14 protein-coding genes are annotated in these 13,429 nt (G+C 65.2%); 3 read left to right on the top strand and 11 right to left on the bottom strand.

All coding sequences use genetic code 11. The annotated features are described in order from the left end of the window. Window positions 1-70: 70 nt before the first annotated feature. From MKW15_RS08160 to MKW15_RS08130, 7 genes are all read right to left on the bottom strand, one after another. A complete protein-coding gene (locus MKW15_RS08160; RefSeq protein WP_240857098.1) occupies window positions 71-1,558 on the bottom strand; it encodes a phytoene desaturase family protein in 1,488 nt (495 codons plus the stop codon). Beyond that, entirely contained in the window at window positions 1,555-2,706 is a 1,152-nt protein-coding gene (locus tag MKW15_RS08155; protein WP_240857097.1) for a glycosyltransferase family 2 protein, read from the bottom strand. The genes MKW15_RS08160 and MKW15_RS08155 overlap by 4 nt, the downstream gene beginning before the upstream one ends. Next, a complete protein-coding gene (locus MKW15_RS08150) occupies window positions 2,693-3,490 on the bottom strand; it encodes a carotenoid biosynthesis protein (protein ID WP_240857096.1) in 798 nt (265 codons plus the stop codon). The genes MKW15_RS08155 and MKW15_RS08150 overlap by 14 nt, the downstream gene beginning before the upstream one ends. Window positions 3,491-3,510: 20 nt before the next feature. Beyond that, complete coding sequence (locus MKW15_RS08145; protein WP_374246707.1) at window positions 3,511-4,209, bottom strand: monooxygenase; 699 nt, start codon at window positions 4,207-4,209, stop codon at window positions 3,511-3,513. Continuing rightward, on the bottom strand, window positions 4,206-5,333 hold the full coding sequence (locus MKW15_RS08140; protein WP_240857095.1) for a polyprenyl synthetase family protein: 1,128 nt from the start codon (window positions 5,331-5,333) through the stop codon (window positions 4,206-4,208). Before MKW15_RS08140 ends, MKW15_RS08145 begins: the two co-directional genes overlap by 4 nt. Window positions 5,334-5,399: 66 nt before the next feature. After that, the gene (locus MKW15_RS08135; protein WP_308221024.1) at window positions 5,400-6,758 is read right to left on the bottom strand and encodes a flavin monoamine oxidase family protein; all 1,359 of its coding nucleotides are present in this window, start codon (window positions 6,756-6,758) and stop codon (window positions 5,400-5,402) included. 31 nt (window positions 6,759-6,789) lie between these two features. Beyond that, window positions 6,790-8,031, bottom strand: a complete 1,242-nt coding sequence (locus tag MKW15_RS08130) for an NAD(P)/FAD-dependent oxidoreductase (protein ID WP_240857094.1) — start codon at window positions 8,029-8,031, stop codon at window positions 6,790-6,792. A 228-nt stretch (window positions 8,032-8,259) separates the two neighbouring features. Between MKW15_RS08130 and MKW15_RS08125 the strand changes: the two genes are divergently transcribed. Further along, window positions 8,260-8,730, top strand: coding sequence for a VOC family protein (locus MKW15_RS08125; protein WP_240857093.1), 471 nt, complete (start codon window positions 8,260-8,262; stop codon window positions 8,728-8,730). On the opposite strand, the gene MKW15_RS08120 is transcribed toward MKW15_RS08125, so the two are convergent. Together MKW15_RS08120 and MKW15_RS08115 are read right to left on the bottom strand one after the other, a co-directional pair. After that, window positions 8,719-9,300 carry a dihydrofolate reductase family protein gene (locus tag MKW15_RS08120; RefSeq protein WP_240857092.1) on the bottom strand — a complete coding sequence of 194 codons (582 nt, stop codon included), beginning with the start codon at window positions 9,298-9,300 and terminating at the stop codon, window positions 8,719-8,721. The two genes, MKW15_RS08125 and MKW15_RS08120, sit on opposite strands and share 12 nt — an antisense overlap. Before the next feature lie 64 nt (window positions 9,301-9,364). Continuing rightward, a complete protein-coding gene (locus tag MKW15_RS08115) occupies window positions 9,365-10,243 on the bottom strand; it encodes a DAPG hydrolase family protein (protein WP_240857091.1) in 879 nt (292 codons plus the stop codon). Between the two features lie 36 nt (window positions 10,244-10,279). Between MKW15_RS08115 and MKW15_RS24525 the strand changes: the two genes are divergently transcribed. Next, a complete protein-coding gene (locus MKW15_RS24525) occupies window positions 10,280-11,164 on the top strand; it encodes a DUF3616 domain-containing protein (protein WP_240857090.1) in 885 nt (294 codons plus the stop codon). 49 nt (window positions 11,165-11,213) lie between these two features. Continuing rightward, window positions 11,214-12,545 (top strand): glycosyltransferase 87 family protein, encoded by a 1,332-nt coding sequence (locus tag MKW15_RS08105; RefSeq protein WP_240857089.1) that lies wholly within the window; start codon window positions 11,214-11,216, stop codon window positions 12,543-12,545. Here MKW15_RS08105 and MKW15_RS08100 read toward each other — a convergent pair. Continuing rightward, window positions 12,520-13,053, bottom strand: a complete 534-nt coding sequence (locus MKW15_RS08100) for a GDSL-type esterase/lipase family protein (RefSeq protein WP_240857196.1) — start codon at window positions 13,051-13,053, stop codon at window positions 12,520-12,522. The genes MKW15_RS08105 and MKW15_RS08100 overlap by 26 nt on opposite strands. Continuing rightward, complete coding sequence (locus MKW15_RS08095) at window positions 13,029-13,385, bottom strand: SGNH/GDSL hydrolase family protein (RefSeq protein ID WP_240857088.1); 357 nt, start codon at window positions 13,383-13,385, stop codon at window positions 13,029-13,031. Before MKW15_RS08095 ends, MKW15_RS08100 begins: the two co-directional genes overlap by 25 nt. Window positions 13,386-13,429: the final 44 nt, after the last annotated feature.

Raw genomic sequence — 13,429 nt, 5'->3', positions numbered from 1 at the left:
TCGGCTAGCGCCTCGAGCACCTCAGGGAGCGGGGAAGGCTCGGCTCGCACCTCAGGGAGCGGGTGGTGGATCACGCCGGACCGATCAACTCTGCGACGATTCGCGCCGACATCATCACCAGCGGCAGCCCTCCTCCCGGGTGGGCCGAGCCGCCGACGAGGAACAAACCCGGAACCGGCGAAGCGTTGCGTGGGCGTAGAAAGGCTGCGCGGGGACCGTTGGACGACGTGCCGTAGATGGATCCGCCTGGGGTCAACGTCCGGCGTTCGAGGTCCGCAGGTGTCAGAACATCGTAATGCCTTATCCCGGACCGGATGTCGAGCCCGCGCTCGGCCATGAGGGTGAGGATGTGTTCGGCGTACTCGGGGGCGACGCCGCCGGCATCCCAGTCCATCCCGGCACCCGGATCGTGGCGCGCCGCGTTGACCAGGACGAACCATGCGCCGGTTCCGGGGCCCGGAACTGTCGACGGATCGTCGGGAGCGGACAGGTAGACCGTTGGTCGCTCGACGAGCCGCGGTGGTCCGTTGCGTCCGAACACTGAATCGAACTCGGCGTCATAGTCTTCGGCGAAGAGAACATGGTGGTGGGGCTGGTCGGCCGGTGGGTGGTCGACGGCGAGCATCAGGACGAAACCGGACAGCGACGGAGCCGCGCGACGTATGCGGCGCAGCATCTTCGAGGCCGAACGTGTGCGAAGTAGTGTCCCGTACATCTGCTCGGCATCGGTGTTGGCGACCACCAGAGCGGCACGGCGGTGCGTGCCGTCGGCCAGGATCACCCCGTTCACGTGGCCGCGATCACCGACCGTGATCTCGGTGACGGCACATCCTGTCTCAACAGTCCCGCCGAGTCGTTCGAACCGATCGCGGATGGCGGTCGCGATTCGGCCCAATCCACCTGGCACATACCATGATCCCCAGGCCTGCTCGGCCCACGGCACCGCCGCCAGCGCAGCAGGTGCGCGCCGCGGATCCGACCCGGTGTACGTCGCATACCTGTCCAACAGCATTCGCAGACGCGGGTCGTGGAGATACTGCCGGCCCAGCCCGCGAAGCGTCTGCCACGGTGCGATGGTGGCGACGTCTGCAGGTCTCGCCGCACGCAGCATGGTGCTCGCCCCGATCGGGGATTCGAGGAAGGTGTGGTGGGTGAGGTCCCAGATCGATTGCGCACGTTGGAGAAATGCGATCCATTGGGCCCCACGCCCCGGTCCGAGTGCGGTGTCGAGGGCGTCGGGAATCGCCGACAGCTCGCCAGGGAGATCGAGCTGCGTTCCGTCGGGAAATCGGTATCGAGCTGCGATGTCGAGGCGCGCCAGGGGCAGCACCTCGTCGAGGGCTGCGCCGCCGGCCGCGAACAGATCTCGGAGGATCTGTGGCATCGTGACCAGCGACGGTCCGGTATCGAAGACGAATCCGTCTCGTTCCTCCACGCCGAGCTTGCCGCCGATCCGATCGGACTGCTCGAGGACCGTGACGCGATGACCCAGTGCTTGCAGGCGCAGCGCTGCCGCAAGACCGCCGACACCGGCGCCGACGACGATGACGTCCGTCATCTGTTCGCCGTCACCGCTCGGCCCTTCCAGCGCAGCACTCCTCGTCGCTGCGCCACAAGGGAATCGGCGGTGAGCGCCGCAAGGACGACTACGGACATCGGATGCACCGCAGCATCAGGCCACCATCGTCCGCGCGTCGTGGTCGCGACGATCGACCTCGACGCCACTCCGGCAAGGTAGCCGACGAGTCCGGTGCGTGAGCCGCACATCATCGCGATCGCCGGCAGCACGTAGGTCATCCCGAGTAGACAGGTCACGGCTACACCGCCGGCGGGCGAACCGAACGCCGACCACAACGACTTGCGGTAACCGTGCCGCAGCTCTCGACCACCGTCGTACATCCGGCACGTCGCGACGCGACTGCCCTCGACGACGACCCCGCGCCCACCGGACCGCTTGATCGCGCGGAGTAGTGCTATGTCTTCGAGTACCTCGCCACGAACCGCGTGGTGACCACCCGCGCGTCGGTACGCGTTGGCGTCGACGATCAAGAACTGTCCGTTGGCCGCGGACAGGGATGGGCGCGGAGTTCTCTCGGCGAGTCGAAGCGGCAAAGTGCTCATCCACGACCACTGCAGCAACGGCTGCACGAGTCGCTCGGCCACGGTGTCGGCTTGCTGTCGGGGATAGGGACTGATCAGGTCGAGGCCGGTATCGCGCATCAACGCGATCGAGGCGACGAAAGCGGCCGGTTCGACGCGGACGTCGGCGTCGACGAAGACGAGAACACCGTCGCGCGCATATGAGTCCGAATCCACGGCGTGGGCCGCCAACTGTGCACACGCCCACGGTTTGCCAAGCCAGTTGGGCGGCGTGGCGGAGCCGTTCACTGCCTCGATGCGAGGGTCGTTCGCGGCAGCGTCAGCAACCAATTCGCCGGTGCCGTCCGTGGATTCGTCGTCTAGCACGATCAGGCGACCGCGACCGGGCCACCGATCCAACGCGGCGCAGATCGACGCAACGCATCCTGCGACATGGTCGACTTCGTCGCGGACCGGGAGCAGTACAGTGATCGGCTCGGGGGCCGGGTCCGAGTGCGGGTTGGGCCGACGAACGGTCACGGCGTTATATGCCGTCAGCACCAGCGATCCGACAGCTGCAGCGCTGCCGATGGTAACGGCTCCGTGCCATAAGTCACTTGCGCGCACGGTTGTTCCCTCGGATCAGGGTGACGATCAACGGTACGGCGACTGCGCCCATCAGCACTCCGCCGACGAGTGCTACGGGCGGGCGACCGAAGAACACGGCATGGGCGACAACCGACGAGAAATAGGTCCACAGGTAGGCCGTGATGGGAAGCGCGTCGAGGCTCGACGGACCGATCAGTCGATCCAGAAGTGTCATGATCACCAGCGACACGAGGATCCAACCGGCAAAGTTGGTCAACGGGATGCCGTCGACGCCCGGGATCGACGGTTCGGTGTTTTCCCAACGCCAGTAGCCCTGGTCCACCATCTGCGGGTCGAGGAACACGTCCCATGCGGTGAGTGCGAGCGCCCCGACGATCGGAGTCGCCCACCGGTGCCGCGAGGTGAGGCGGCGAGCCACCACCAGAGCCGGCCAGGCCATCATGATCCAGGCCATCGGCACGATCACCGGTACACCGAGCAGCTCGGGCCCCAGCGTCCCCGTGTACTCGTAACCGCCGAACGGAAATCCCGTGTGGACGCCGACCGATTCGGCCGCCAGACCGCCTGCGCCGGCGACGGCCGCCAACGCAACCGCTGACGACGGGCTCACAGTCGACGCCACGTGGACCAGTGCCGCTGCGCTGAGGAGTGCGACGCTCATCATCGTCAGTGTCAGTGTCCCGCCATCGGTGAACGGGAACACGGTTTGCACGACGACGGTCGCGGCGAAGAGCAACCAGGCGACCGACACGACGCGTCCGGTGCCACTGGCGGATCCGCGGGTATCGCCTGTCGTTCCCACGCGTGATGACATGTACCGGGTCATGGGGTGTATCCCCGGTAGGTGCCACCGATGTCGACGACCGCGAACCGCGCGAAGAGTTCCTCCGCATACCAGCGCTGCGGAGTCGTGCGCCGGATCGCAGATACGTGTGCCGGTGTGCGATAGGCGAATTCACTGAGCGCGTGCGACGACTCCCAGATGGAGAATGTTCCCTGCAGGCCGATCGGCGCCTCCCCGATACCAAGTGCCATCCGCAGACCGCGGGCGTCTGCGAGTTCGGCGACCACCGGTGGCACGGCCCGCCAGAACGACATCGCCCGCGTCGGTCGTAGCCGGGCGCGGGTGATCGCTGCAACGGGCCCGGCCCAGTCGATCACCGGACGGCGACCCACCTCGAACGGTTCGCGCCGGGCCCACCGTCCTCGGCTCGACAGGGGTCGCAGTCGAACAACGAGTTCTTCAGCGCAGTTGTCAGTCCACGAACGAAGTGGGCGCGACGTGGCGCCGGCAGCTGCTGCCGCGGCGTCGTCCCATACGGTGAGCAGCGCCCAGTGGTGCGGGTCGGCGTCGCGAGGGGTGAACGTTCGAGCGTTACCCGTTCCCATCAGCTTGCCGAATCGCAGGCCGGGGAGTCGGCGCACTGCCGGTCCGTTGCCGGCCATCCGCAGCATCGCGGCGAACGCACTGTTGACCCGCCAGATGCGGAATTCGACCACCTGTGGACTCGGGCGGTTCACGACGTCCGCCACACGCACCGAGAGATCAGTTGCTGCAACGCACTTCGACTTGTGTCGTCGATCGGCAGCCCATCGACTGCGCTCAACGCGTCGGCGGCGAGTTCGTCGATCCGCCGCTCGACATGGTCGACCGCGCCCGTCTGGCGGAGCACGTCACACACGGCGTGCAGGTCCTCGTCGGTGATGTCTGGATTGCCCAGGGACCGTTCGATTTCGGCGAGTTGCGTGCGGTTCGCACGGTCGGTTGCGACGGCGACCAGCAGCGTGCGCTTGCCCTCCCGGATATCGTCGACAACCGGTTTACCGGTCTGTGCGGCATCGCCGAAGACGCCAAGAAGGTCGTCGCGCAGCTGGAATGCCTCACCGGCTGCGAGTCCGAGCGATTCGTACGCGATCAACAAGTCGTCGCTCGCGCAGCCGAGCACTCCACCGAGGCGAAGTGGCTGGGCCACCGTGTATTTGGCGCTCTTGTAGTGCAGGACGACGCGGGTACGAGCCATGGAGGTCGATGGCAGCGTCTGACCCAGGACGTCGAGATATTGTCCGGCGACCGTTTCGTCGCGCATGGTCGACCACACATCCCGGGTACGGTCCCGAACAGCCGGTGACAGTGTGCGGACGGCGTCGGTGAATAGATCATCGGACCAGGTCAGGCAGAGGTCTCCGGCCAGTATGGCGACGGCTTGCCCGAACGCTTCCGGGTCGCCCGCGAGCCGGTCGGTGACGTGGCGGTCGGCAAAGTGGCGATGTGCCGTGGGCATGCCCCGGCGCTGGTCGCTGTGGTCCATGACGTCGTCGTGGATGAGGGCCGCCAGGTGAAAGAGCTCGATCGCCGCCGCCACCCCCACCGCTCCGGCCGGCAGGTCACCACCGGCAGCCCCCCGCGCGCCCCACAGGCACAGCAGAGCGCGCAGGCGCTTGCCGCCCGTCAATGCGCAGTTCAAGTAGTCCGCGAGTGGATTGACGTCGGAGTGGATCGCGGCCAGTCGGTCCGTGTGACTCCCTACGTGGGTGCGCAGCACGGCGTCGACGGACGCAGCGTCGTCGGCTGCGCACACATCCGTCGCCCGGTCATGGATTCGGCTGGGCGACGGTGGGCTTCCGGTAGGCAACACATCCTGCATTCGGAGCCGCGTGGAAAGTGGATGGGCGTCCCAGGTCCGGCGATCAGGATCGAACTGTCGAACCGCTCAGCGGACCCACAAGTGGTCATAAGGCACTTCATGACCCACGATGTTCTCGGCCGCACGGTGCCCCGATTTCAGAGCTCCCGTCACTGTCGCCGGGTCCTCGGTCCAGGTCGCCTCACCGGCCAGATGGAGAACGTTGCCGACCGGGGTGGCCATCGCATCGTGGTCGTTGCGGTCCGAGCCGACGGTCATGTACGCATATGAGCCCCGCGAGCACGGATCATCCTGCCAACGTGTGACGTGCACCTGATCGGGTTGCTCCACCCGCTCGCCAAAGAGCCGGCGCAACGCGACGAGCACAGAGTCCACGATTTGCGCGTCCGACCACTCGCGGACCGCCCTTGCGCACGGGCCGGCGGCAAAGGTCAGTAGCGTCGGCGTTCCGTGTACAGCGCTCAGGTCGTACCAGGAGTGCCACCATCTGCCTGCCTCACCCTGCTGGCGGATCGCGTAAACGCCGTCGTCCCAGAACTTGTGCGGAAAGCGGAGGAAGACTTTCTCAAAGGCGTTCATCTCCAGTCGATCCAGTGAGTCCGACACAATGTCGGGTAGTGGGGGCTCGATGGTGAACCCACTGGATTTCAGTACTCCGACCGGCACCGTGACGACAATCTGGTCGGCCGCGAACGTGCCGTGTGCGGTCTCGGCCGAAGCGCCGTCGTCTGCCCAGAGCACCCGCGTGACCTCGTGGCCGAGCCTGACGTCGAGTCCGTCGGCGAGCCGCGTCGCGAGCACGTCGTAGCCGTCGGGGAACACCACCTCGTCACCGTCGATCGCGTCGTCGTCGAGGCCGTGCGCGTCGAGGTCGTCGAACCACGCGCCGTACTGCTCTTCGGTCCGATGCTGCATGAATTCGCGGACTCGCATCGAGCGATGCTCATCCCAATCCAGCTGCGTCAGAGTGGTTTCGACCACCTGTGCAAAGGAGCTACCCGGTGGGGACGTGGCAATGGCCTTGGCGAGATGTCCATTGAAGGTGTGGATCGTCCCCGCGAAGCGTGTGGCTTCGTCATCGGTCAGTCTGGTGCCTTGGGCCGAGTAGTAGGCGATGGGCCTTCCATCGGGTTGGTAACTGCCGACCGTGAATTCGACGGTGCGCATCCCTAATGCGTTGACCAGGTCGGCGAGCGGATTGTCGTCGATTCCGTGAATCCACGACGCGCCGTGGTCCACCAGGCCATCGCCCATGCGCGACGTCCAGACCCGGCCGCCAACGCGGTCGCGGGCCTCGAGAACCACGACGCTCTGTCCATCGGAAGCAAGGAGCCGGGCAGCTGTCAGTCCGGCGATTCCCGCACCGACAACCACTGTGTCGAAGTGTGTCACCATGACTCCGATCTGTCGGTGGAGATTCTCCACCAAGACGCAGGGTGTTTGTCGCGCCTTCCCGTCAGTTGGACTCGGACCGTCCGACGAGATCGCGCAACTTGACCGAAGGATCCGCCAGCGCATCGAGGTCCACCGGAGCGCCGCTGCGGATGAGCTTCTTGCCGGCGTTGAAATCGGACGGCGCATTGATCGCTTCGACGGCGACCACATTGCTCCCCGGTTGGATGTGGAAGAACGACACCGCGTTCTTACCCGGCGTCGGACGGGTCACGACGGTCACGTCCGGGGTCGTCAAACCCGCGATCTTGAGTTTGAGATCGAACTGATCCGACCAGAACCATGGCACCTCGTGGTCTTCGGGTTCGTGACCGAGGATGGCAGTCACGGCGTGCCGGGCGTGTTCGGTTGCAGCCGGAATCGATTCGAGGCGGCGCAGGCCGTGGTGTCCGGCGACCGGACGTCGGGCGACGTCACCGATCGCGAAGATGTGCGGGTCGCTGGTGCGACCGTATTCATCGGTGATCACACCGTCGTCGTACTCGAGGCCCGCCGATCGGGGGAGCTCCTCGTCGGGTGCCGCACCGATGCCGACGAGGACGGTGCCGCAATCGACCACGGTGCCGTCGTCGAGAACCACGCCGGTCACTTCGGCGCCGTCGGTCCGTAGATCTGAGACCGACCGGTTGGTGAGGATCGTGGTGCCTCGCTCACGGTGGTAGTCGGTCAGCATCGTCGACAATTCGGCGCTGGCGACGCGCGCGAGGATGCGATTCTCCCGTTCGATGACGGTGACGTGCATGTCACGGCTGCGGGCCACTGCCGCCACCTCCATGCCGACGTAGCCGCCACCCACGATCGCGAGTTCGCCGCCACGGGTCAGCGACCGGTTGAGGGTGGCTGCGTCGTCGAGGGTGCGCAGCGTCATCACGGAGGTTGTGCCCTCGGGTGTGCCGGGCAGTGCGCGTGGGTGAGAGCCGGTCGCGAGCACCAGGGTGTCGTAGCCGATCTCGGTGCCGTCGGCGAGGACGACGATCTTGTCGTCGGGCCGGATCGCCGTGGCTCGGGATCGGGTGCGGATCTCGATCTGGTTCTCGGCATAGAACTCGGCGGGACGCAGGAGCTGCTGCACCGAGGGACCGTCGAACTTCTTCGACAGCGGGGGCCGATGGTAGGGAAGATGCTGCTCGTCGCCGATCATGGTGATCGGTCCGGTGAAGCCGGACTGTCGCAGCAGCGCGGCCAGACCGGCCCCGCCATGTCCTGCACCGATGATGACGACGGACTGGTCGGTGTGTGTGGTCATGGCTTCTACGTTAGAACCTGCGATTCGAGGCTAGGCGAGCTCACTCCTGATTCGCCTCGGCGCCGCGGTCACGCAGGGCACCCGGACTCTCCCCGGTCTCTCGCTTGAACGCGCTCACGCACGACAGCCGACAACGCATCCATGCCTCGATCAACCCCGGACGAACTCACAGCAATACCGGACGTTCACACATTCATTCTGCGCGTGCAAATCCTTAATGTCGCTGACATGAGTACTCAGACGGAAACACACCCATTGATCACCGGAATCGCTCAGGTCAAACTGCCGGTCACCGACCTTCCTCGCAGCGTGTCCTGGTACTGCGAGGTACTCGATCTGCGGCACTGGATCGAGTTTGTCGAGGAGGGCGAGGTGTGTGGTGCCGGACTCATCGACCGCAGCGGCGCATTCAACATCGCACTCCGGCTACGCCAACGCTGCGCCGGCCACCCGGTCCTCACGGGTTTCGACGTCGTCGCGTTCACTCCTTCCTCGAGGTTTGCGCTCGACGTCCTGGCCGGGCGGTGCAGCCGTCTCGGCGTGACGCACAGCGGGATTGCCGACGGGCCCGAAGGCTCGAGGCTGGACATACCGGATCCCGACGGAACCGTGCTGCGGTTCTATCACTTCACCGCTCCGACTACGGGCTTTACGACTGTGGAGGCGACACCAGAAGGCATGGTGGCGTCAACCGTGTAGGCGCGGCCGGTAGGTCAGCTCCAAGGTCCGACCGTCGAAGATCCGATTCTCGAGAAGCTCCAAGTCGAAGTCGGCCGCACCGGCAAAGATCGGCTCCGTTCCAGTCTGACCGGTGATGGCCGGGAAGATCGTCAACTGGATGCGGTCGACGAGGCCGGCGGCCATCAGTGAGCGATTCATTGACAGGCTGCCGTGCGATCGAAGCGGAACCGGCGACTCCGCCTTCAACCGAGCGACAACGTCGGTGGCATCGCCGCTCTTGAGGGTGGCGTCCGGCCAGTCGAGGGGCTCGTTGAGTGTCGACGACACCACGGTGGTCGGAGACCGTCGCATTCGCGCAAACCAGTCGTCGTCCTGCAGAGTGGCGAAGCCGGACGCGAGCATCTCGGCGAAATCACGATACGTGTTCGCGCCGAACACCATTCGTTGTGGCGCTCCGTACATCGCCCGACGATGCTCGATGAACTCGGGACCGCCCTTGCCCCAATAGCCACCCCAGTCGCCGTGCTCGTTGAACGACCCGAAGCCGTCGAGGCTGGCGAAGATGTCGAATGTGTATGTGGCAGGCATGTTGTCACCTTTGGTGTCGTTTGGCTGATGCGCTACAGGGTCCGACTGGCCAACGAGCCGAAACTCATCGCGGGTGGGTCTCTTCCGCTCCAGGCCCGAACTCCCGGTACAAATCGGGCAAGATGCTTGCCAGATGGGTGAATTCGATCTGGTCGTGGAGCAATTGTTCATATGCCAGACTTTCTCCGGCGAGGCGTGCCTTGAGGCCCGTCGCGGTGGCGAGCCGGTCGATGCTGACAGTTCGCTTGCCGGTGCCCAGGACCAGGTGATCGGCAATCCAGTAGCGCGACCGCAGTTCGAATCCGTCGTCGGTGTCGCGTGCGAGGTGAACCATCGACGCGGTTCGCAATCGCGGGGTGCGCAGGTAGACGTTCGCGCACGCATGGGCATGAATGTTGGCTCTGGGCAGGGCATTCACGTCGATTCCGAACGCCGACGGTTCGACGAAGGAGATCGCGAGCTTCTGCAGGTCCGCACCGATGTACTCGTCGACGTGGTGGGTGTTGCCGACGTAACGTTGCTCGTCGCCGAGATCCGGTGCGGTCAGCACGTCGCGGTTCTGCGCGAGCGCACTGATGTGGTTCCACGGGTACCAGAGGGTGTAGCGGGCAGGTTCCACCGAGTGCCACCAGAACCACCACCGGAACATCTGCGCGGTGGCGCCCGGGAAGTGGGTGAGGCTCGCGGTGTACCCGGTACCGTCGGGAAACGCGCAGTATCCCGTTTCCCCATCGAGGTAGCCCGGTTCGAGCAACCGATTGAGGTCGTCGCCGACTGACAATGCGTACGCGGGGTTCATTGGAAACTTCAATGCGGGCAATGCCCGGTCCGGTAGAAAGAGTTCGTCGCGAAAGAAGTGGGCATATGGTTTGTCCGCGACCAGTCGTCGGTTCACCGTCACCTGGCGCTGCGTGGCCGGTGGGTAATACGTCACGGGAATCATGGTGGCTCCTCCGATCGATCCGAGGAGAATGATGCCGTGCCCCATTCCCGCATCACCTCAGTTCCCTTGGATCCGCGGCCCGATGGTTCGGTGTTCAACGCGTCGGGGGTCGTCGAAGTGGGACCAGGACGGTTCCTCTTCGTCGACAACCATGATCCGGTGGCGCTGTTCGAGATCACCCTCGACGCATCGGGCCGCATGAGCAGACCAGTCCAAGAGCGTGCACTTGCTGGATCGGCCGCCCACGACCTCTCCGATCCCGAGGGTCTCGCCCGCATCGACGTCGACGGCGAACTGCAGGTGATCGTGGCATCGTCGCTGGCACGCACCAAGAAGTCCGTACACGACGGGCTGATCCGGGTGTACTACGCCGAGGATGGCGGCTTGCGATCGGAGGCGATGCCTGGTTTTCGTGAATGGCTGCTCGACGCGTATCCCGATCTGGTCGACGCCGCCGAAACGAGACTGGACGATGGTGGTCTCAACATTGAGGGGCTGGCGTGGGACTCGAAGGAGCAGTCGCTCATCTTCGGCTTGCGATCACCAGCCGACCGCGACCGGGTCAGGCTGTTGCGCGTTGGGCTCGATCCGACCTCATCCTGGAGCACGTCGTCACTGACTGCTGGGGGTGACATCTGGCTGCAAACATCGAAAGCCGAAGGTGCACAGGGTGTCCGGGATATTTCTTTCGATGCGTCGCGTTCCGAGTTTCTGGTTCTGCTCGGAGGACCAGTGCGTCGCAAGGACAGCCGCTTCAGGCTGTGCCGCTGGGACGGAATCTCGGAATCGTTGATCGACTTCGGCGTCGACTTCGACCCGTCGATGAAACCCGAAGGCATCACGGCATTTGTGGCCGGCGAGCATCGCCGCGCCCTCATCGTCGACGACGCAGGCGGGTACGCCACCATCGAGCTACCCTGACGCGTCGGGTGTCGCGTAGGTGCGCGTCATACAGACTAAAGTCCTGGTCATGAGCGTCGTCGACCGCACGGCCGTCACATCCGACCCGGATCGTGACACCAAGAGCGTGCCGTGGTCGATGGTCATCGCAGCCGCCATCGGTGCGGTCGTCACAATCGTCTACAACCTCGTTCTCGGAACCGTGAGCGGACCGAGTGGACTCTTCGGTTCTGCGACCGACATCGAGGTCTACCGGGCCGGGGCGCAACAACTCTGGTCCGGTGACGCTGTCTACGACGGACCACTCGTCACCGTCGGGCCCCTGGAATTGCTGTTCACCTACACACCCTTCGCGGCGGTGGTGTTTCTGCCGCTCGCCGCCCTGGGCAGCCTTGGCCTGGATTGGGTTGCCTACCTGGGCAACGCGATCCTCATCGCCGCGGTGATCGGACTCTCGATGCGGCTGCTGGGCTACCGGATGTCCGCCTCCTGCGGATGCTTGATGGCTGCCGGAAGCGTGGCACTTCTGTCGCTGGAACCGGTGCGTACCTCCTTCGCCGCCGGTCAGATCAATCTCCTTCTCGTGGCGTTGATCATCTCCGATATCGGACGACGCAGCGGACGACTGCGAGGTGTCGGAGTGGGGCTTGCCGCAGGCATCAAACTCACGCCGTTGATCTTTGTCGTCTATCTGCTGGCGACCCGGCAGTGGCGCACTGCCGCCACCGCGCTCGCGACTTTCGCCGTCACCGTCGTGGTGGGATTCGCGGCGATGCCCGTCGACGCGTGGCACTACTGGACGGGCAAGGTCATGCATTCCGAGCGGATCGGCGTGATCGACGGAATGGCCAACCAGTCGGTGAACGGTTTCGTGTCCCAGATGTTGCGGCTCGCCGACGCCGAGAGCTACCGCGACGCCGGCGGAGCCTTCGTCGCACCGGGGTGGATGTGGTTGCCGATCGCGGCAGTGGTCGGCGGGGCCGGCATCTATGCCGCACGCGTCGCGCACGATCAAGGCCGTGAACTGCTTGCGCTGTCGATGGTCGGGATGACGGGTTGCGCAATCTCCCCGTTCTCCTGGGGGCATCACTGGGTGTGGATCGTGCCGCTCCTGCTCGTGACGATGGACCATCTGTGGACCACCGGCACCCGCCCCACATGGGTCTGGCTCGCGCTGGCGGGACTGCTGGCGGTCACCTTAGCGTGGCCGTTCCCGCTGTCCGGCGGGCGGGGCTACGACATCGGGCTGTTCATGATGCCGCGACCCGAGGACCCGACGTGGTGGCAGACGATCGCGTTCGTCGTCGTTTGCGGCAGCTACCTGTGGCTGTTCGTTGCGACTGTGCTGGCGATCGGGCGCAGTCGACGCGGCGCTGTCACCGGCGGGCAACTGCCGCGATGACGGCCCTCGCCTGGGCGTGCGCACCACCGATGTTTGGGTGCAGCGGCGCCGCGAGCGAGAACGCCGGATTCGACGACACAACCCCCACGAACTCCACGTAGCGGGTCGGTGCCGGAGTACACACGTTGTGTCCGATGCTGGGCGTGTAGGTGTCGACGAGTTGCGCGTTCTGGTGTCGTGCCGCGGTCGCCAGCATCGCGTTGAGTTGTCGGAACTTCTGAGTGAACCAGGCCGAGTCCATCGGCAAGACCGGGACTGTCGGGAAGCAGCCTCGGCCGTTGTCGGGGACCGCCTCCAGGTAGTTGACGATCAGAATGCGGACGTCACGGGCGGCTCGTGCGCGCACCGCCGTGATCACTGCCTCGATCTTGGGTTCGGCGACAGCGAAGGCGGCGGTGATGTCGTCGGCCCCGCCCCTGACGTGTGCGGCTTTGCAGGACCTGTTGGTCAATCCGTACTCGACGCATTGCTGCGCGAGCGGTATCAGCCCCGCGTCGTTGCCGCCGATGCCGATCGTGACCAGTTGATCTCTTTGGTGATCCGGCTGAGCTGAGGCCGGTTGATTCCTATCGGGGTGCGCTGCGCCTTGGTGGCATGGGCCGTCGTCGCTCCGCCGCATGACGCGTCGACGAAGGTGCCCAACTGGTGTTGACGTCGCAGGAAGCCGACGAGTTGGCGTGGGTAGTTGGTTCTCGATTGGAAGCATCCGAGCGGGGCGAATGTCGTGTCGCTTCCACGGTCGTATCCGGTGGCCGCGGTGTAGGAATCACCCAGTGCCACATAGTTGTAGGTTCTGGCCGCGCCGGCCGACGGTCCTGCGATCATGATTTGCGCGGACATCGCTGCGATGATCGCCACGAGGGAAGCGAGTGTTCTCGCGCGCG

The organism is Gordonia gummivorans, assembly GCF_022513585.1.
GTDB lineage: Bacteria > Actinomycetota > Actinomycetes > Mycobacteriales > Mycobacteriaceae > Gordonia.
The sequence above is the reverse complement of the archived record's forward strand: the minus strand, read 5'-3'. Positions and strand labels throughout refer to the sequence as shown.